Here is a 19,319-nt window from a genome sequence, read left to right on the forward strand (position 1 = left end):
TATGACCGTTGTTTCGAGAGGAGAGCGCAGTGAGGCTGAGTAAGCGTCTTCGTCGGCTGGTGCCGGGAGTGCTGGCCTTTGTTGTCGGCGTGTCGCTGTTTTTCGGCGCAAGCAATGCGGTCACGGTGTCCGGCGGTCCGCAGACCGCCGCGCAGTACAAGTTCCAGGAACTGCCCATCGCGCTGCCGCCCGGTTACAACGACCAGCCCATGAACACGATCCGGGAGGTGAACCCGGCGTACCAGAAGATCCGTTCCTGGATCTCGGCGGTCGGGGCGAGCGTCGCTATCAACGACGTCACCGGCCACGGCCGCGCGAACGGCATGTGCATCGTAGACACCCGGACGAACTCGGTGATCGTGACGTACACGCCCACCGCGCCGGCGGCCGACCGGTTCACGCCGTTCACGCTGAACCCGGCGCCGCTGCCGTACGACAACACGATGGCGCCGACCGGCTGCGCGGCCGGCGACTTTACGGGCGACGGCCGTATCGGCTTCCTCGTGACGTACTGGGGACGGACCCCGATCCTGTTCCTGCCGAAGTCGACCGCCACGACGCCCTCGCCGAGCGCGTACGTGCGGCAGGAGCTCGTGCCCTCGCAGTCGTCCGACGGCAAGTACCACGGCCCGCGCTGGAACACCGACGCCGCTTACGTCGCGGACCTCGACGGCAGCGGGCACCCCTCGATCATCATCGGCAACTACTTCCCCGATTCGGACGTGCTGGACCCGAACGGCCTGAAGAACGTTTCGATGACCAACAGCCTCTCGTCCGGGGACAACGCCGGCGGTGACCACGTGCTGCGCTGGAACGGCGCGACCTCGGGCCCCCACCCGACCGTCGACTACGTCAAGGAGGAGGGTGCGATCCCGTTCGAGATATCGACGGGCTGGACGCTCGCGATCTCCGGGGCGGATCTCACCGGTGACGGCCTGCCGGAACCTTATATCGCCAACGACTTTGGCCACGGCCACCTCCTGTACAACGAATCGACCCCGGGCCACATCAAATTCAGCGAGGCCAAGGGCCGGCGCACGGGGACGACTCCCAAGTCGTTCGTGGTCGGAGACGGCTCCTTCAAGGGCATGGGCGTCGACTTCGCCGACTTGAACGGCGATGCCAGGTTCGACTTCTACGTCCCCAACATCAACGTCGCCTGGGGCCTGCAGGAGAGCAACCTGCTCTTCATCAACAAGGCCGCGAACGACGCCGACATGAGGCAGCAGCTCAGCAAGGGCGTCGCCCCGTTCACGCAGGAGGCCCAGCAGCACGGCCTGGCGTGGACCGGCTGGTGCTGGGACGTCAAGACGGGTGACTTCCGAAACGACGGCGAACAGGACGTGATCCAGACAACCGGCTTCATCAAAGGCACCGAGAATCGGTGGAACTGGCTGCAGGAGGCGGCCACCGAGAACGACGTCCTGCTGAGCAACCCGGCGATGTGGCCCAACTTCCAGCCCGGCGACGATGTCTCGGGCCACGAGGCCCTCGCCTTCTACGCCAAGAACTCCAGCGGCACCTACGTGAACATCAGTTCCGAGCTGGGCCTTGCGGTGCCGACCCCGACCCGCGCTGTCGCCACCGGCGACACGACCGGCACCGGCACCCTGGACTTCGCCGTGGCCCGGCAGTGGGGACCGCCGGCGTTCTACGCCAACCGGGCGCCGGAGCGCGGCAACTCGCTCGAGCTCAAGCTCTACCGTCCGTCTACCGATCCGGCCAAGGCCGGCAAGGGCCTCGCGGCCATCGGCACGCCCGCGTACGGCGCCCAGGTCAAGATCACGACGCCGCAGGGCACCCAGATCTCCCAGCTCGACGGCGGCGGCGGCCACGTCGGTTTCCGCAGCTTCGATGTCCACTTCGGGATCGGTTCGTACAGCGGCCCCGTGTCCGTCGACCTCCAGTGGCGTGACGTCGACGGAGGCCTCCACCAGCAGGCGCTGAAGCTCAAGCCCGGCGTCCACACCCTCATGCTCACCGACACCGCCCAGGAGGTTTCGAGCCGATGACCGCTGTCGCGCACCCCTCTCAGGCCGACACCGCTCCGTCGAGCGCGACGGCCAAGCCCGTAAAGCCGAAGCCTGATCCGCGGTATCTCGCGCTGCGCAACTTCGCTATGTCGATCACCGTCTTCAACGTGTTCGGCTACACCCTGCTCGGCTTCGAGCAGCCCTACCTGTGGCCGGTCTTCGCCCTGCTGACGGGCTACGCGACCGAGATCACGTTCGAATTGATCAGCGCGTGGGCGTACCAGCGGCGTCCGCGGTTCCTCGGCGGGGGAGTGCGCGGTCTGTACGAGTTCCTCCTACCGGCGCACATCACCGCCCTCGCCGTCAATATGCTGCTCTACGCCAACAACCAGATCCTGCCTGTCATCTTCGGCGTGTTCGTGGGCGTCGCAGGCAAGCACGCGTTCCAGGCGCCCATCAACGGGCGGATGCGGCACTTCATGAACCCGTCCAACTTCGGCATCACGATGGTCCTGGTCTGCTTCAGCTGGGTCAGCATTGCGCCGCCGTACCAATTCACTGAGAACGCGAACACGTTCTTCCGGGTGATGATCGCGCTCATCATCGCCACGGCCGGCACCGTCCTCAACACCATGCTCACCCGCAAGGTGCCGCTGATCGTCGGCTGGATGGGCGGCTTTGCCATCCAGGCCTTCGTGCGGCACGGCATCTGGGATGTCGCGCTGTTCTCCGCACTGGGCTCGATGACGGGCGTCGCGTTCGTCCTCTTCACCAACTACATGATCACCGACCCGGGCACGACGCCGATGTCAGGGCGCGCCCAGTTCATGTTCGGCGGCTCCGTCGCGTTCGTTTACGGGATCCTGATGGAACTCGACATCACCTACACCCTCTTCATCGCGCTCACGATCGTCTGCGCCGCCCGCGGCCTCGGCTGGTGGGGTGCCTCCTTCGTCCAGCGCCTGCGGTCCAGGCGTAAGCCCGACGCCACGACGGTGAACGGGGAGGTGCCGGCTCGGGTGCCGGAGACGACGGGGGCGATGCGGGCATGAGCGGTCACCGGATTGCCGTGGTCGGCATCGCCTGTAGATACCCCGACGCGGACTCGACCGAGCAGCTCTGGCAGAACGTCCTCGCCGGTCGGCGCGCGTTCCGCCGGCTGCCGGACGAGCGCATGAACCTCGACGACTACTACTCACCCGACCCGGCGGCGCCCGACCGTTTCTACACGCGCAAGGCCGCCGTCCTCGAGGGCTTCGAGTTCGACCGCATCCGGTACCGGGTCGCAGGCAGCACCTTCCGGTCCACGGACATGACCCACTGGCTGGCACTGGACACCGCGGCGCGCGCCCTGCAGGACGCGGGTTTCCCCGGCGCCGAAGGGCTGCCGCGGTCGGCCACCGGCGTCGTGATCGGCAACACCCTGACCGGTGAATTCAGCCGCGCCAACCTCATGCGGCTGCGCTGGCCGTACGTGCGCCGCACGGTCGGCGCCGCCCTGCGCGAGCAGGGCTGGGACGACGCCGCCCTCGGCACGTTCCTGGCCGGGCTCGAAACGCGCTACAAGAGCGCCTTCCCGCCTATCGATGAGGACACCCTGGCTGGCGGCCTCGCCAACACCATCGCGGGACGCGTCTGCAACCACTTTGACCTCCACGGCGGCGGCTTTACCGTCGACGGCGCCTGCTCCTCCTCGCTGCTCTCGGTGGCGACCGCGGCCAACGCCCTGGCGACCGGCCAGCTTGAGGTGGCCATCGCGGGCGGCGTGGACCTGAGTATCGACCCGTTCGAGGTCATCGGCTTCGCCAAGACCGGCGCCCTGGCGACCGGCGAGATGCGCGTGTACGACCGCGCCTCCAACGGGTTCTGGCCCGGCGAGGGCTGCGGCATGCTCGTGCTCATGCGCGACGAGGACGCAGTCGCGCGCGGCCTGCGCCGATACGCCACGCTCGCCGGCTGGGGCTACTCCTCCGACGGCAAGGGCGGCATCACCCGGCCCGAAGCCGCCGGACACCGGCTCGCGCTGCGGCGCGCCTACGACGCCGCCGGATACGGCATCGAGACCGTCGCCTACCTCGAGGGCCACGGCACTGGCACCGCCGTCGGCGACGCGACCGAACTGCGGGCGTTCAGCGAGGCGCGCCGCGCCGCCGACCCCGCGGCGCCGGCGGCGGCGATCAGCACCATCAAGGGGAACATCGGCCACACCAAGGCGGCTGCAGGCGTCGCCGGCCTCATCAAGGCGATCCTCGCCGTGCACCACGAGGTCATCCCGCCGGCCACCGGCCACCTCGACCCCCACCCTGAGCTGACGGGGGAGCGGCCCGCGTTGCGTGTGCCGCTCGAGCCGGAGCCGTGGCCGGTCGGCTACCCCGTCCGCTCCGGCGTCTCGTCGATGGGGTTCGGAGGCATCAACGCACACGTCGTCGTGGAGCACGCCGACCGCGCTCCCGACGCCGGGCTCGGGCCGACGGTCGAGACGCTGACGCGGTCCCGGCAGGACGTCGAGCTGCTCCTGGTCGACGCGGAGAATCTCTCGGCTCTGCGCGGTCGTGTCGCGCAGCTGGCCGAGCTGTGCGGCAGGCTCTCCTTCGCCGAACTCGGCGACCTCGCGGCCACACTCGAGCGCGAGCTGGGCGACCGTCCGCTCCGCGCCGCGATCGTGGCCGGCGATCCCGAGGAGGCAGGCCAGCGCTTCGCCACCCTGCTGACGATGCTCGACAACGGGGCCCGATCCGTCCTCGACGTCACGCGCGGCGTCTTCCTGGGCACCTCCGCGCGGCCGCCGCGGATCGGATTCCTCTTCCCCGGGCAGGGAGCAGGCCGACGCGGAGACGGCGGAGCGCTGCGGCGGCGGTTCGCCGACGTGGACGAGCTCTACCGCACCCTGCCGATGCCCTCCAGCGCCGACCTGGTCGCCACCGAGAACGCCCAGCCGAGGATCGTCACCTCGTCCGTCGCGGGCCTGCGCGTGCTGGCCAGCCTCGGCATCGAGGCCGTCACGGCCGCGGGCCACAGCCTCGGCGAGCTGACCGCACTTCACTGGGCGGGCGCGATGGACGAGGCCGGCCTGCTCCGCGCGGCTGCGGCGCGTGGCCGCATCATGGCGCAGGCGAGCGACGGCGGCGGCGCCATGGCGAGCGTCGTCGCGCCACCGGAGGCGGTCGTCCCACTTCTCATCGGCGAGCCGGTCGTGATCGCCGGTTACAACAGCCCCCGGCAGACGGTCGTCAGCGGACCGGCCGACGCCGTCAAGCGGGTCTGCGAACGCGCCGCCGGCCAGGGCTACTCGGCAACCGGGATTCCGGTCTCCCACGCGTTCCACTCACAGGCCGTCGCCCCGGCGGCCACCGCGTTCCGCGACCATCTGCGGGGCGAGTCCTTCGCACCGCTCGCCCGGACCGTGGTCTCCACGGTCACCGGCGCCGTCCTGCCGGCCGAGACCGAAGTATCCGCCCTGCTGACCCGTCAGGTTCTCGACCCGGTGCGTTTCACTGAAGCGGTCCGGGCGATGGCCGAAGAGGTCGACCTCCTCATCGAGGTCGGGCCCGGCAGGATCCTGCGAAGCCTTGCCGGAGAGATCGCACCCGGTGTGCCCGCGGTGTCGCTGGAGGCCGACAGCATGTCGCTCTCCGGACTGCTGCACGCGGTGGGCATCGCGTATGCGCTCGGCGCGCCCGTCCGCCACCATGTGCTCTTCCGCGACCGCTTCACGCGGCCGTTCCCGCTCGACAAGAAGTTGCGCTTCCTGGCCAGCCCCTGCGAATCGGCGCCGGAGAGCGATCTGCCGGGTCTCGATCTGCCAGTTCTCGCAGCACCTGACGCTGCGCAGGCTCCCGTGGCGCAGGTTCCCGACGCGCCGACAGCGGGAGACGGCGTCGACACGCTGGCCGTCCTGCGGCGACTCGCAGCTGAGCGGGCCGAGCTGCCTCTCGAGGCGGTGAGCGCGCAGAGCAACGCCATCGACGAACTCCACCTCAGCTCGATCACCGTCGGGCAGATCGTCACCCAGGCCTCCCGGGAACTCGGCCTGACGACGCCGCTGGCGACCTCGGCGTTCGCGACGTCGACGCTGGCGCAACTGGCCGAGATGCTCGATGAACTGCGCGAGACCGCGCGCGCCGGAGACGAGCACGCCACGACCGACATCACCGGCGCGGGCCCCTGGGTGCGCGCGTTCTCTGTCGATCTCGTCCCAGCCGAACCCGGGCCGGCGGTCACTGCGCCGGCCGACGGTGACTGGCAGCTGTTCGCCGCCGACAGGCACCCCCTCGCGCCGGCCCTCCACACCGCGCTGCGGCAGGCCAGGCTCGGTGGCGGGGTGCTGCTCTGCCTGCCGTACGGCTGCGACGAAAGCCACGTGCCAGTGATGCTCGCCGCCGCGCGCGGCGCCCTCTCACCCGGCGCGCCGGGACGCTTCGTCATCGTCGGCGACCGGCGGGGCGCGGCCGGTCTCGCCAAGACGCTCCACCTCGAGGCCCCCACCGTCGCCACGACCCTGGTCACCCTGCCCCTGCCGGAGCCGATGCCGGCCGAGCGTGTGGCGCAGATCGTGCCGCGCATCGTCGCCGACATCGCCGCGACCGCGGGCTTCAGCGAGACCGTGTACGACGAGGCCGGAACACGCCGCATCCCGCTGCTCCGCCCACTGCCGGCGCGGCACGGACCCGGCGGGCCGCCCGCCCTCGGCGCGCAGGACGTGCTGCTGGTGACCGGCGGCGGCAAAGGCATCACCGCCGAATGCGCGCTCGACCTGGCGCGTACCACCGGCACGGCGATCGCGCTCATGGGCCGCTCCGCCCCGGAGGCCGACCAGGAGCTCGCAGCGAACCTGGCCCGCATGACCGCCGCAGGCGTGAGTCACCGGTACGTGCGCGCCGACATCACCTCCGCGGACGAGGTCAAGTCAGCGGTCGATGAGGTCCGCCGGACGCTGGGGCCGGTGACGGCGATCCTGCACGGCGCCGGCCGCAACGTGCCACACGCGCTCGCCAACCTCGACGAGTCCTCCTTCCGGCGCACACTCGCGACGAAGATCACAGGGTTGGAAACCGTGCTCGCCGCCACGGACCCGGCCACGCTCCGGCTCCTGGTCACCTTCGGCAGCATCATCGGCCGAGCCGGACTGCGCGGTGAAGCGGACTACGCCACGGCCAACGACTGGCTCACCGACCTCACGTACCGGATCCGCGACGAGTACCCGAACTGCCGCTGCCTCGCACTGGAGTGGTCAGTCTGGTCGGGCACCGGCATGGGCGAGCGCCTCGGCGTGCTGGAGTCACTGATGCGCGAGGGCATCCGGCCGATCCCGCCCGATGAAGGCGTCGCCGTCCTCCGGCGACTGCTCGCCGACCCGCATGCGCCCACCTCGGTCGTGGTCATGGGCCGCGCCGAGAGCCTGCCCACCATCACGCTCGAGCCGCGCGAGCTGCCGCTGCTGCGCTTCGTCGACCGGCCCCGCGTGCACTATCCCGGCGTCGAGCTCGTCGTCGACGCGGACCTCTCCGCCGACGACGACCTCTACCTCGCCGACCACCTGCTCGACGGCGATCTGCTCTTCCCGGCAGTGTTCGGCATGGAGGCCATGGCCGAGGCGGCCGCTGCGCTGACCGGCCGACCCGGCCCCCCGGTGCTCGAGGATGTTGAGTTCCTCCGTCCCATCGTCGTCCCCGTCGACGGGAAAACCACGATCCGGATCGCCGCACTCGTCACCGAGGAGGGCACCGTGCAGGCGGTGATCCGCAGCGACGAGACCACCTTCCAGGCGGATCACTTCCGGGCGACCCTCCGTTTCGACGTGCCAGCACCGGACGACACGGCGCCCCCGGCGGCGCCCGCGGCGGTCCGGGTGCCGCTAGCGCCGATGGAGGATCTCTACGGCCCGGTGCTCTTCCAGGGCGACCGGTTCCAGCGGCTCCTGGGCTACCGAGACCTGGCCGCGAAGCGCTGCGTGGCCGACCTCTCCAACGCGGCGGCCAAGCCGTGGTTCGGCGGGTTCCTGCCGTCCAACCTCGTCCTCGCCGACCCGGGCACACGCGACGCGCTCATGCACGCGATCCAGTGCTGCGTGCCCGACGCGACCTTGCTGCCCGCCGCCATAGAGCGCCTCCACCTCGCCGATCCGGCCCGCATGCGCACGCTCGATCGGGTCACGCTCCACGCCGCCGAACGCTCCCGCGACGGTGACACGTACGTGTACGACCTCGACGTCCGCGACCCGGCGGGCGCGCTCGTCGAACGCTGGGAGGGACTGCGGCTCCAGGCCGTCCGCAAACAGGACGGCGCGGGACCATGGACGCCGGCGCTGCTGGGCCCGTACCTCGAGCGCCGGTCCGCAACGGTGCTGCCGACCGCGCTCCGCACGGCCGTCTGGCCGGACGGCGGCGAGGCCACCGGCGACGTGGCCGGTCGGCGCGGGAGGACCGTACGGGCGCTCGGCCTTGCGCTCGGCCGCGAGCCGTCCCTCAGCTACCGGCCGGACGGCAGGCCCGAGGCCGACGGAGGGATCGAGGTCTCCTCCTCGCACGGTGCGGGCGTGACATTCGCGGTGGCCGCGGAGCGGGTAGTCGGGTGCGACGTCGAGGAGGCCGTGGAGCGGTCGGCGCAGGAGTGGACCGACCTGCTCGGCGCGGAGGGATTCGCCCTGGCCGAACTCGTCGCCAGCGAGCGCGGCGAGGACCTGTCGATCGCCGCCACGCGCATCTGGGGCGCGCAGGAATGCCTGCGCAAGACCGGCCACGTGCGCGCCGGGTTGGTCGAGGTCTCCGAGCCGACGGCGGACCGTTGGGTCGTACTGCGCTCGGGTGCCGCCCGGATCGCGACGTTCCCCACGACGCTGCGCGGGCTCGCCCAACCTGTGGTCTTCACGATGCTGACGGAGTCGAAGGAGAGCGGTAAATGATCACGCGACCGTACTACGAATACCGGCATCTCGTCGGGTTCGAGGAGACCAACCTCGTCGGCAACGTCTACTACGTCAACTACCTGAGCTGGCAGGGGCGGTGCCGCGAGATGTTCCTGCGCGAGCACGCGCCCGACGTGCTCGACGAGATCCGCGACGATCTCAAGCTGTTCACTCTCAAGTGCGAATGCGAGTACCTGGCGGAGATCACCGCATTCGACGAACTGTCGATCCGGATGCGCCTGGAGGACCTCACGCAGACCCAGATCGGGTTCGCCTTCGACTACGTGCGACTGCGCGACGGGCTCGAGGACCTGGTCGCGCGGGGGCGGCAGCGGATCGCGTGCATGCGCGGCCCCAACACCGACACCCGTCCGGCCAAGGTGCCCGCCTCGCTGCGCAAGGCACTGGAGCCCTACAGCGCGGCCGCTCCCGCACCCCGGCCGCTCGTGCTCGCCGACGTCGTGAACAGTGACTGACGCCATGGCCCACTCCGACCAAGCGTCCGTCACGGGACTCGCGACATCTGGCGAACGAGTTCCGAGTGACGGGCTGGACCGGAATACTGAGCTGGATCGAAACGGCATGCGCCGCGTCCTCGGCCGGTTCACAACCGGCGTCACCGTCGTGACGACCGGCGGTGCCACGCCGCACGGCATGACCGCGAACTCGTTCACATCGGTGTCTCTGAACCCGCCGCTCGTGCTGATCTGCGTGCTCCGTGAGGCGGCCATGCACGAGGCCGTCCTCGATCGCAAGTCGTTCGCAGTGTCGGTGCTTTCAACGCACCAGGAGGATCTGGCGCGCTACTTCGCCGACCGCCGCCGCCCTCGCGGCATCCAACAGTTCGCCCCCATCGAATGGTCACCCGGCCGTTTCACCGGATCCCCCGTCGTGGCAGGCTCCCTCGCCTGGCTGGAGTGCTCCCTCACGGCCACTTACGACGGCGGCGATCACGCCATCTTCGTCGGCGAAGTCCTCGACATGGGCGTCCGGGACGAGCACGACGCCCTGCTGTTTTACGACGGCGGCTTCCACGCTCTGCGTACCAAGGAGGCGTGACACGCCGCCGGTCCACCCAGTACGTCGGCGGCGAGGTCGGGCCGCGCGAGTCGAGGACGTGATCGGCGCCCACGGCGCGCACCGTCTCGTGCTTGCCCGGCGAGGCGGTGGCGATCACCGTCGTGCCGTAGTGCTTGGCCATCTTCACCGCTGCCTGGCCAGTCCCGCCGACTGCCTACTGTAACTCCCTATTGCTGCGGTGATATCACGGCCGAGATGCCAGTTCGGACGATGCACGAGATCGCAGGGCAACTTGGTGTGAGCTTCGAGCGGCCCTCGTGTGTGCTACGGGTGCGGTCATTGACCGCGAGATGCCCGGTAGCCCCGCAACAGCGGGGGCCACCATCTACTGGACGAGTGTCAGCGAGCCTTTTCGTAGGCCTCGCGGACGGAGGCCGGAACACGACCGCGATCGCTGACCTCGAAGCCGTTTGCCTTCGCCCAAGCCCGGATCGCCGACGAGTCGTCCCTGCCGCCAGTCGACGCCTTGGACTTCCCTTTCAGCTTCGCGGCACCGCGAATCCTCCGAGCGCCGTCAGCATGGAGAAACGGATTCAAGAGCTCAAGGAGCTTCTCGTAGTTCTCATCCGTGAGGTCGATCTCGACCCCAGCTCCGTCGATGAGGATGCTGTGCGTGGCGATTTCCGACGATTCCTCGCCGGTCAAGTCATCCACATATGTTGTGACTACCTTCTGGGCCATGAAGGGGATCGTAGAGCACGTTCAGCCACATCCGGCAATCACAAGCGGTCGGGCTCCTGTACCGCTATTTCTCCGGACTGACACGAAGTCATCGAGGTGCTCAGGCTGCAGCCCCTCGCGTAACTCGATGATGGTGATCGTGCCGTTGGTTTCGTCGATACAGCGTTGCAAGTAGGGCTGGTACATGTCGAGGCGGCTGGGGCGGGAACTGCGTCCGGTAACCATGTCCTGCCGGCGGGCGGCGCGCGCATACTGCTGGACGGTATGCCGCCCTCAGTCAGGTGGCGGGCGATGACACGGAGCCCCATCCCCTTGCTCAACAGGCCGTGGACCAGGGCATGGTGGGCGCGCATCCGCTCTCCTCGCCGACCGGTAGGCGAGGAGAGCGAGTGCGGCTCGACAGCGAGTGGTGAAGCGCGCGTGCGAAACGGTCAGCTGCGCGAACGGCTCGGCAAAGGTGCGGCGCGAATCAGTTCGCGTCGCCGCAGATGAAGCGCCGGACCCGCAGATGACAACACCCTGCCCACCAAGCGGAAGATCCCTCAACTTGCGTTGGTAGGAGTCATGCACGCGTTCCGAGAACCCACCGCAGTCCGGACAGATTGCGCCCGCCGCCCGGTCTCTCGCTACTGCGTCGACGGCACTGAAGACAGCGTTCACCGCCTCGATGTCCACGTCGTCGATCCCGTCGAACAGCAGCGAGTCCCAGAACGATGAATCGGCCTGCATAACCAGCACAGTCACCGGTCGCAGTCGACGACCGTGAAGGCCCGGAGAGACCTGATGGAGCGTCACTACCGTCTGTCTGATGGCGAAGCGTACGCCGTCTCACGCGAGATCACCCCCTCGCAATCGAACACCGCGATGACCTTCCGTGTCCCCTCCCCAAGATCTGTGCCAGAGCCGGAACTACGACGTCATAGCCGCCCCAGTGGCTGCTCGTCGGCCCAGCCAGCCGGCACCGCCGCGGCTGCAGGCAGCACCATGGAGGGTGCCCGCGGCCGGGTGATATCCCGCCGATTATGGGTCAACGTCGCCGGCGTGGTCTGCTACCGCGCCGGATGCCGCTACCGGTTCTTCTTCAACCTGCATATCTGGCACGGGCGCCGGGACGAGCCGACGGCGTTCTCCCGGGCAAGTACTGCGACATGATCGTCATAAGTTCTCCGCCCGGCTGATTCCGTCGTCCTAATTCGCACACTCCTGTTGCGGATCATTGGTGGAGGGTGGCAGGCTGCAGCGGTCGAGGCAGCCATCACATCGGGGGATTCCATGGCGACGACGCAAAAGCCGTTAGATGACCGCATCAAGGTAGCGCTGATCACCGGCACCAGCAGCGGCTTCGGCTACTTAACCGCGCTCACCCTGGCCCGCGCGGGCCACCGCGTGTTCGCCTCCATGCGCGACACCCGCAACGGCAACGCTGGCCCCGCGCGGGAGCTGCGCACTGCTGCGGCCAAGGAGGACCTCGCCCTCGAGGTGGTCGATATCGACATCCGCGACGACCATTCCGTCGAGCGCGGCGTCCGCGAGGTCCTGCGGCGCGCCGGGAGGATCGACGTCCTCGCCAACAACGCAGGCATCTTCTATCCCGCGATCCTCGAGACGATGACGATCGACGACGTGCGTGCCGTCTTCGACACCAACGTCTTCGGCCAGCTGCGCATGTACCGCGCCGTGCTGCCGGCCATGCGCGCCCAAGGGGAGGGCTTGGTGGTCCAGACGACCTCAGCGCTCGGCCGGATCGTCCTCCCCTTCATCGGCGCCTACGTCGGCACGAAGTGGGCCATGGAGGCGATGGCCGAGACCAGCCGGTACGAGCTGCGCCGGTCCGGCGTGGACCTCGTCATCCTCGAGCCCGGAGCGTACGACACTGACCTCGCCGACCCCAACGGCGTGCGCTACTACCGCCGCTACCGCGACAAGCTCGGGCGAGAGGACGCCCGCCGCCTCGCCGAATACGGCGACCTGGCAGACCGCGCCGAGGGGCACCTCGTCGACGAGCCGGGCCTGCCGGACAACCAACAGGTCGCCGACGCGATAGCCGCCTTGGTCGACACCCCCAGCAGCGAGCGGCCGGTGCGCCTGCCCGTCGCCGGTGCGGCGGACTTCCTCGGCGAACTGCAGCGCGTGCACGCGGACCTCCAGCGCAAGGCGATGGTGAGCAACGGGTACGAGGACCTGCTGTCGGGCGGTACCACGTCCGGGTGACGCCTGGTTCCGTTCGCCCTCAGCCTGGAGCGCGCCCTCGGATCCCTGGCTCGACCATCACGCGTCACCTGGCTGCTGGAACGCTACGGATCCCCGGCCGCGCTGCGAAAAGGTGGCCGCCGCAGGCTCATCGAGGTGATCCGGCCCAAGGCGCCCCGGATGGCGAAGCGGCTGATCGACGACATCTCCGAGGCCCTCGACGAGCAGACCGTCGTCGTTCCGGGCACCGGCACACTCGACATCGTGATCCCCTCGCTGGTCCGCTCGCCCGGCGCGCGGTCCACGAACAGCGAAGGGCGACGGAAGCCCAGATCACAGCCTTGCTCCAACCACGAAGCCGTCGGGCACCTCGATCCACGGCGAACACGCCCCCCGAGGCGGCAACCGGCAACTCAATCGCTCGATGTTGTCCGCGTTCGCCGCTCTGCACGATCCCGCCGCCAGCACCTACTACGACAAGTGCCGGAGCAGAGGAAAGACTCACATACAGGCCAGCCTCCGGCTCGCCCGGCAACCGATCAACGTGCTGTTCGCGACACTCCGCGACAGCACCCGCCACGAACCCAGAACCCCACGCCTCGCTTGGCGAAGACATAGAGGTACCCCTGCTGCACTCTCGCGTCGGGTCCGGCCGATCGGGATTCAGGCAGGTTCGGAGTCAGGGTCGACACTTGGGCGCGGGTCGCGGAACACAGCCAGTGCCCGCCGCCGATCCCTCTCCTCCTCGGTCACCAGGATGTGCGGCATTGCACGGCGCAGGATCGGCGGTGCCATCAGCGAAGTGCTGATCGCCACGAGGATCACGATGGTGTATGTGGTCGTATCGAGGACGCCGACGTTGAGCCCGACCGTGGCCACGACGATCTGGATGACTCCGCGGGCGTTCATCCCGCCAGCGAGGGCCAGCGCCTCCCATCTGGTCAACTTGCTGGACAGCGCACCCAAGTACGCGCCGGCGAACTTGCCAGCCACCGCGATCAACAGCGCGACCACCGCGGCGAGCAGCGGGACCGGACGGGTGAGGATGGTCAGGTCTACCCGGAGGCCGGCGGTGGCGAAGAACAGGGGCGCGAACACCGACACCACCACCGCCCGTAACGGCGCCAGTCGGCCGAGGTCCGCGATCTTCGCCGAGCCGATCAACAGGCCGCCGAGGAAGGCGCCGAACACCGCCTCGAAGCCCATGGCTTGGGTCGCGGCCGCGCTCAGCACAATGACCAGGACGGCGGTCGCGATCGTCGGGCCATTCTCGGGTGAGCGCTGGCACCGTGCGAAGGCACCGCGGACGAGGGGGCGGGCGACGCTCGCGGTCACCAGGACGGCGAGCACGAGCAGGCCCACCGAGGACGCCACCGTCCAACCGCTCACGCCGGTCGTGGCCATCGCGGAGACGATCGAAAGAAGCAACCAGCCGACCACGTCGTCGATCACGCCCGCGGCAATGGTCAACTGCCCAATATTGCGGTGCAGCAGATTCATGTCCGAGAGCGTCTTCGCGATGACCGGCAGGGCACTTACACACATCGCCACGCCGACGAAGAGTGCGAAGGCCTCCCGATTCACCGAGCCGGTCAGCAGCGAACGCGGCGCCGCCAGCCCTGCGATGACTCCGGCGACCAGCGGGATCACCAGTCCGGCGACACCCACCCGGAGCGCGACGCTGCCCTTGCGCCGCACGAGCCGGAAATCGACCTCGATGCCGGTGACGCCGACGAGCAGCACCACACCGATCTGCCCAATCGCGTCCAGGAGGTGGAATTGCGAGGCGGTATGGGGAAGCAGCCACGCGGACACGGACGGCGCGAGATGGCCGAGCACCGTCGGCCCGAAGAACACCCCAGCACACAGCTCGCCCACGACGGCCGGCATGCCAAGGCGGTTGGCCAGTCGGCCGAGCAGCAGCGCGGCCGAGAGCAGCAGCCCGACCTGCAAGAGGAAGACGAGCAGCGCATGCGCGGCGATCGGCGGGGGTGGGGCCACGGTGGTCTCCGTACGCGGCGGGGTTCGGATGAGTGGTTGAAAGTGGTGCCGGGCTTGCTTCCGCGTACGGCGTGCCGGGTCGAGTGCTACATCGTTTCCACCATCCCGGTGCCGGGACCTGAGCCCGCTGCTGGGCCAGGATGTCGGCCCGGCCCGGGGACGGCGGCGGGGAAGCTGGTCGTCGGTCAACTCGCAGCGGAACAGCGTCGCGTCAAGGTCGAACAGGGCAGTCGACAGGGCCGGGACGGGCTGAGGCCACGGAATCGCTCAAAGCCATGTGCGGCTGGTGGTGTTGCCAGCACACCTCAGGTCACACACTTACGCAGCCCACGGAGCGATCGGATACCAAGGGATAATCTCTCGGCGCGCGAGCAAGCGGACGTCCCAATACAAGAACGTGAAGGCACCAGCAACGATAAGGGTGACCGCCATGAACACGGCCGCGCGCCCAGGCTTTGCCATCCACGTCTGCAAGCGGGCGCCTGAGGCCACGGCCAGTACGATGAAAATCACAGCCATGATCGCAATGTTCCCGACCGACTGCAGCATGAACGCCGCTGCGCCGTACAACGGGTTCCCACTCTCGGCTGCGTCCCGAAACAGTTGCCGAAAGAGTGGATAAGGGCGCCCGATGAGGAAGCCACCGATCAATGCGCCCATGAACACTGTCTGCGCATAGGGAAACCGACTGTGCAGGCGCAGGAACGGATCGCGGAGAAACCCAAGCGAGCTCAGCCCCATGTAGAGCATCGCCAATCCAACGATGCCGAACGCCACCATGCTCTGCACCGAACGGCCGGACAGGACTCCCGGCATGTTCTCGGCCTGAGAGAACTGCGGCATCGAAGTACCTACGATCCCGACCACCGCACCGTAGACAGCAGACACCGCGAGCATGCCAAGCGACATCCAGCCCAACGGCTTCAGCGACTGCACCAGACGACCCCACCGGCTACCAGCAGCGCCAAGAAGAGGGGCGACCGCACCGAAAGCTGCGATATTGCAAGCGGTGAACGTGCCAGCGAGTCCCGAAGTGAACGCGAAGACGATACCCGCCATCGCACCGGAGATCGGGGCTTCCGGGTCGTGCCCGAGCACGGTCCTTGCGACATTGCCACCGATCGTCTTGTCCACAAACTCTGCGGACCACACCACCGTCAGTAGAAATCCTGCACCAATGCTGAGTAGCAGGATAAGCCAGCGTTGTTCAATCGCCACTCCACCGACAGGATTTGCCTGCTTTCCAAGATCTTGGTGGGAGACCGATAGCTCTTCACTGCGCGCCACACTAGACTCCCTCGATTTCCGCCGTCAGATGAACGAGTCGCGCACAGGGGCACGTACGTCCCTCGCCCTCGGAGCGTAGGCGGCACCCGGGCAGGAGGTTTCTTTCAACTTGCTGAACCAACGGCAGCATCCATAGTCATTGCGCGATCGCGAGCTGCCTGGTTTGCCGGTCTTGGGTATGCCGTGACGACGATCATCTGCCTCCCCCGAGGCGTGCAGGGCCTACTGAGCGTTTGGTCCTGTGATTGGTGTTTGGTTCCGGATCAGGTTCCGTGCCAGTTGAGGAGGGCAGGTTGCCCTGGGACAGGCTGCTGGAGAAGGGCTCGGATCGGACACCGTCCGCGATGGCCGGCGCCCGTGCAACTCGGAGGCGAGTTGCACGCCGTGCCGGGTAGGGGACCACACCCGCATCGGTCCGGCCTGCGGCAGGGTGATCTGGTCGACCAGCATCTCGTCGTACACGCCCAGCGCCAGCCGGTCTTCGCTGCCCCCACTGATGACCCTCGGCGCCACCGACTTCACCGGTGGCCGGCTGCGGTGCAGCAGGTGCCGGTGCCCCCACGGTTTCGACGCGGCGTGGGCGGGCGTCTCAGGTCTCGGAGGCATACCCCTGGGCGACGATCAGCTTCGCACCCTCCTCGAAGTAGCCCGGATCGTCCGGAAGTTCGGTATCGAGGCAGGTGACGTAGCGGTTGTACATGCAGAACGCGGCGGCGATCAAGACGGTGTCGTGGATCTGCGCGTCGTCGCTGCCGGTCGCCCGCGCGGCGGCGACTGTGTCGGCCGTGAGGGGTCGTACCGGCCCGCATACCTCGGCTGCGATCCGCAACAGTGCCCGCAGTCGCGGTGTGATCGGCGCGGTGTCGGGATTTGCGAGCACGGCGTCGACGAGCTCGTGCCCGCCGTCGAGCTGGGCGGCGGCGAACGCCCCGTGCGAACCGGAGCAGAAGGGCGTGGAGTTGAGGTGGGACGCGTAAGCGGCGATCAACTCCCGCTCCCCGGGCGGAAGCGACAGGGGGGAGCGCAGGAGCGTCTCGGCTAACTGGCTGAGCGGGGCGGCGGTGTCCGGCCGCTGGATCATCAACCCGCGGATCCCGGGCTGATCGTTGTCGATGGCGATGTGCGGCATGGCGGATGTCCTCTCGCGAGCGGAACGGCGTGGCAGTGATATGGGTCCGCTCCATGTTCCGCCTCCGTAGGGGGAGTGGACTACTCCCTGAGTGTTTCGGGCATGTCCACGGGTCCGTGTCGAGGGCGGAGGGCCACAGGTGGGGTCAGGGCAGGCGGGGTGCTGGTGGTTGAGACCGTCGGGAGGAGCGGTCCGGGCGATGCGATGCGGCGAAGAGAGCGGGTCAGTGCCCGGCCGCATGCTGGACGAACTTCGTCACCGCGGCGGCGACGGCCTCTGGTGCGTCCATGAAGGGCCAGTGCCCGCTCTCATCGAGGATCACCAGTTCGGCGTCCGGGAAGGTACGTCGCTGGATCTCGGCCTGCGCGACGGGCAGGTACGGGTCGTGGGCACCCCAGATCACGAGTGCGGGGCGGCGCAACGGCCGCAGCACGGCGGAGAGCGGCCCTGTGGCTGCCGCGGCATCGGTCGCCCGGTAGAGGCGCAGTACGGCGCGGCGCGTGCGGCGGTCAAAGTCGTCGTACATGCGGTCCATGAACTCCCGCGGAAGGCCTCGCGGATTGCCGCGGCGCAAAAGGGCACGGAATGTGGGCCTGGTGGCGGTAGCCATGAAGAGCTCCCCCAACACCGGTGTGCGCCAGATCCGGGCCAGGGCGTGCCAGCGGTAGCCGAAGAGCACACCCGTATCGATCAGCACGGCGCTGGCGAAGCGCTCGGGGTGGGCGGCGGCCCACGTGAGGCCCCAGGGGCCGCCGAAGTCGTGGACGACGAGATGGGCGTGGTCAATGCCGAGGGTGTCGAGGGCCGTGCCAATGAAGGCGGCGTGCCCCTCGACAGCGTGCGGGAAGTCGCTCGGCTTGGCGGCTCGACCGAAGCCGGGGGCGTCCCATGCCACTGCGCGGCACTTGCCGCCGATGCTGTCGAGGAGTCCTATCCAGTCGGCGCTGGAGCCGGGGCTGCCGTGGAGGAAGACGACGGCCTCGCGATCGTCGGCCGGGCCGGACTCGCGCAAGACGGTGCGGATGCCGGCGACGCGGAGCTCACGTTCGCGAATGGACGAGGTCGTCATGGGGCCACCCTTTCGTTCGGTGTGACGGATATTCCCTGCGGGGCGGCTGTCGGCGAGCCTGCGGCGCAGTCGGCTGGGGGCAACCCGCAGCACCATGGCGGGCCGCCGCAGACGCCAAGGCGGATCGACCAGCGCGCCCACCCGCAGAACTGCTCGGTGACCGCGGGATCGTGGGCGCCCGCCGCCTGCAGCTGACCGACGTACGCGTTGACGACCCGCACCCGAGCGGGCGCGGCCCCGCCACCTCGGGCAGCGACAGGTCACCGCCCACGGCGAGCTGCCAGGCCACGGTGGTATTCCTGACGGCGATCCGGAAGAAGCGCCGGGCGAGGTTGGCGCCGCCGCGGCGAGGCATCGGCTCAGGGCTCGCGCCTCGAGCGCCTCAACCGATACGCCCTGCGTGGAGAGGGGGTTGAAGCTAGCTGCACAGCGCTTCCCCGGTGACCAGTAGGCGCGTGGGGGAGCCACCACCGTGTGGTCGCGCACTCTCCGCATCTCACACCTCCGACGCCGGATTCAGAGCGCGGGTCCTCCTGGGACTCAGCATCGCGCTCATATGCGCCCCAGGTGCCCGCCACCCCTGAACTTCCGCCATTTTTCCGTGTGTTGAGATGCCGACCGGGCCTGAGCAGTCGGGCGCCCTTGGCCTCCAGTGGTCCCCGGCCGAAGAACTGACGCCCAGTCGGATGCCGGGCTGCCTGCGTGACCGGCCACCGGGACGGCGAGCGCGAGCAGGCCCACCGAGGACGCCACCGTCCAACCGCTCACGCCGGTCGTGGCCATCGCGGAGACGATCGAAAGAAGCAACCATCCGACCACGTCGTCGATCACGCCCGCGGCAATGGTCAACTGCCCGATATTTCGGTGCAGCAGATTCATGTCCGAGGGGGCGTCTTGGCAATAGCCGGCAAGGGACTCATGCACATCGCCACACCGACGAAGAGTGCGAAGGCTCCCGATCGTTCCGCGCACATTCTTTGTCGATCGAACAAGATCTCCTTGACC

Annotated in this window: 13 protein-coding genes and 1 pseudogene; 7 read left to right on the forward strand and 7 right to left on the reverse strand. The window is 68.7% G+C overall.

What is annotated here, in order from left to right; translation table 11 throughout:
• Positions 1-29: 29 nt before the first annotated feature.
• The 5 genes from OG828_RS48550 to OG828_RS48570 all read left to right on the forward strand — a co-directional run bounded on the left by OG828_RS48550 (position 30) and on the right by OG828_RS48570 (position 9,936).
• A complete protein-coding gene (locus tag OG828_RS48550) occupies positions 30-2,012 on the forward strand; it encodes a CRTAC1 family protein (RefSeq protein ID WP_328499725.1) in 1,983 nt (660 codons plus the stop codon).
• Entirely contained in the window at positions 2,009-3,025 is a 1,017-nt protein-coding gene (locus OG828_RS48555) for an enediyne biosynthesis protein (protein ID WP_328499724.1), read from the forward strand. Before OG828_RS48550 ends, OG828_RS48555 begins: the two co-directional genes overlap by 4 nt.
• Complete coding sequence (locus OG828_RS48560; protein ID WP_328499723.1) at positions 3,022-8,874, forward strand: type I polyketide synthase; 5,853 nt, start codon at positions 3,022-3,024, stop codon at positions 8,872-8,874. The genes OG828_RS48555 and OG828_RS48560 overlap by 4 nt, the downstream gene beginning before the upstream one ends.
• Positions 8,871-9,353 carry an acyl-CoA thioesterase gene (locus OG828_RS48565; RefSeq protein ID WP_328499722.1) on the forward strand — a complete coding sequence of 161 codons (483 nt, stop codon included), beginning with the start codon at positions 8,871-8,873 and terminating at the stop codon, positions 9,351-9,353. The genes OG828_RS48560 and OG828_RS48565 overlap by 4 nt, the downstream gene beginning before the upstream one ends.
• Positions 9,354-9,459: 106 nt before the next feature.
• Positions 9,460-9,936 carry a flavin reductase family protein gene (locus OG828_RS48570; protein ID WP_328499721.1) on the forward strand — a complete coding sequence of 159 codons (477 nt, stop codon included), beginning with the start codon at positions 9,460-9,462 and terminating at the stop codon, positions 9,934-9,936.
• Positions 9,937-10,296: 360 nt separating this feature from the next.
• Here OG828_RS48570 and OG828_RS48575 read toward each other — a convergent pair whose 3' ends face one another.
• Positions 10,297-10,638 carry a histone-like nucleoid-structuring protein Lsr2 gene (locus OG828_RS48575; protein WP_328499720.1) on the reverse strand — a complete coding sequence of 114 codons (342 nt, stop codon included), beginning with the start codon at positions 10,636-10,638 and terminating at the stop codon, positions 10,297-10,299.
• A 273-nt stretch (positions 10,639-10,911) separates the two neighbouring features.
• The gene (locus OG828_RS48580; RefSeq protein WP_328504773.1) at positions 10,912-11,367 is read right to left on the reverse strand and encodes a transposase family protein; all 456 of its coding nucleotides are present in this window, start codon (positions 11,365-11,367) and stop codon (positions 10,912-10,914) included.
• A gap of 543 nt (positions 11,368-11,910) precedes the next feature.
• On the opposite strand from OG828_RS48580, the gene OG828_RS48585 reads away from it, so the two are divergent.
• Positions 11,911-12,849 carry an SDR family oxidoreductase gene (locus OG828_RS48585; RefSeq protein ID WP_328499719.1) on the forward strand — a complete coding sequence of 313 codons (939 nt, stop codon included), beginning with the start codon at positions 11,911-11,913 and terminating at the stop codon, positions 12,847-12,849.
• A gap of 3 nt (positions 12,850-12,852) precedes the next feature.
• A pseudogene (locus tag OG828_RS48590) lies at positions 12,853-13,426 on the forward strand (IS110 family transposase); the annotation flags it as partial.
• A 65-nt stretch (positions 13,427-13,491) separates the two neighbouring features.
• On the opposite strand, the gene OG828_RS48595 reads toward OG828_RS48590, so the two are convergent.
• The 5 genes from OG828_RS48595 to OG828_RS48615 form a co-directional block, all read right to left on the reverse strand.
• Positions 13,492-14,781, reverse strand: a complete 1,290-nt coding sequence (locus OG828_RS48595; RefSeq protein WP_328499718.1) for a cation:proton antiporter — start codon at positions 14,779-14,781, stop codon at positions 13,492-13,494.
• 366 nt (positions 14,782-15,147) lie between these two features.
• The gene (locus OG828_RS48600) at positions 15,148-16,116 is read right to left on the reverse strand and encodes a hypothetical protein (RefSeq protein WP_328499717.1); all 969 of its coding nucleotides are present in this window, start codon (positions 16,114-16,116) and stop codon (positions 15,148-15,150) included.
• Positions 16,117-16,705: 589 nt separating this feature from the next.
• A complete protein-coding gene (locus OG828_RS48605) occupies positions 16,706-17,245 on the reverse strand; it encodes a carboxymuconolactone decarboxylase family protein (RefSeq protein ID WP_328499716.1) in 540 nt (179 codons plus the stop codon).
• Between the two features lie 223 nt (positions 17,246-17,468).
• Complete coding sequence (locus OG828_RS48610; RefSeq protein ID WP_328499715.1) at positions 17,469-18,314, reverse strand: alpha/beta fold hydrolase; 846 nt, start codon at positions 18,312-18,314, stop codon at positions 17,469-17,471.
• Positions 18,315-18,866: 552 nt separating this feature from the next.
• Positions 18,867-19,193 (reverse strand): hypothetical protein, encoded by a 327-nt coding sequence (locus OG828_RS48615; RefSeq protein WP_328499714.1) that lies wholly within the window; start codon positions 19,191-19,193, stop codon positions 18,867-18,869.
• Positions 19,194-19,319 lie beyond the last annotated feature (126 nt).

This window comes from Streptomyces sp. NBC_00457, assembly GCF_036014015.1.
GTDB lineage: Bacteria > Actinomycetota > Actinomycetes > Streptomycetales > Streptomycetaceae > Streptomyces.

Bases quoted from the DNA above. Each gene is read 5' to 3' on its own strand.
- OG828_RS48555 (WP_328499724.1), top strand. From the start codon at position 2,009: ATGACCGCTGTCGCGCACCCCTCTCAGGCCGACACCGCTCCGTCGAGC.
- OG828_RS48560 (WP_328499723.1), top strand. From the start codon at position 3,022: ATGAGCGGTCACCGGATTGCCGTGGTCGGCATCGCCTGTAGATACCCC.
- OG828_RS48565 (WP_328499722.1), top strand. From the start codon at position 8,871: ATGATCACGCGACCGTACTACGAATACCGGCATCTCGTCGGGTTCGAG.
- OG828_RS48570 (WP_328499721.1), top strand. From the start codon at position 9,460: ATGCGCCGCGTCCTCGGCCGGTTCACAACCGGCGTCACCGTCGTGACG.
- OG828_RS48575 (WP_328499720.1), bottom strand. From the start codon at position 10,638: ATGGCCCAGAAGGTAGTCACAACATATGTGGATGACTTGACCGGCGAG.
- OG828_RS48580 (WP_328504773.1), bottom strand. From the start codon at position 11,367: ATGCAGGCCGATTCATCGTTCTGGGACTCGCTGCTGTTCGACGGGATC.
- OG828_RS48585 (WP_328499719.1), top strand. From the start codon at position 11,911: ATGGCGACGACGCAAAAGCCGTTAGATGACCGCATCAAGGTAGCGCTG.
- OG828_RS48605 (WP_328499716.1), bottom strand. From the start codon at position 17,245: ATGCCGCACATCGCCATCGACAACGATCAGCCCGGGATCCGCGGGTTG.
- OG828_RS48610 (WP_328499715.1), bottom strand. From the start codon at position 18,314: ATGACGACCTCGTCCATTCGCGAACGTGAGCTCCGCGTCGCCGGCATC.
- OG828_RS48615 (WP_328499714.1), bottom strand. From the start codon at position 19,193: ATGAATCTGCTGCACCGAAATATCGGGCAGTTGACCATTGCCGCGGGC.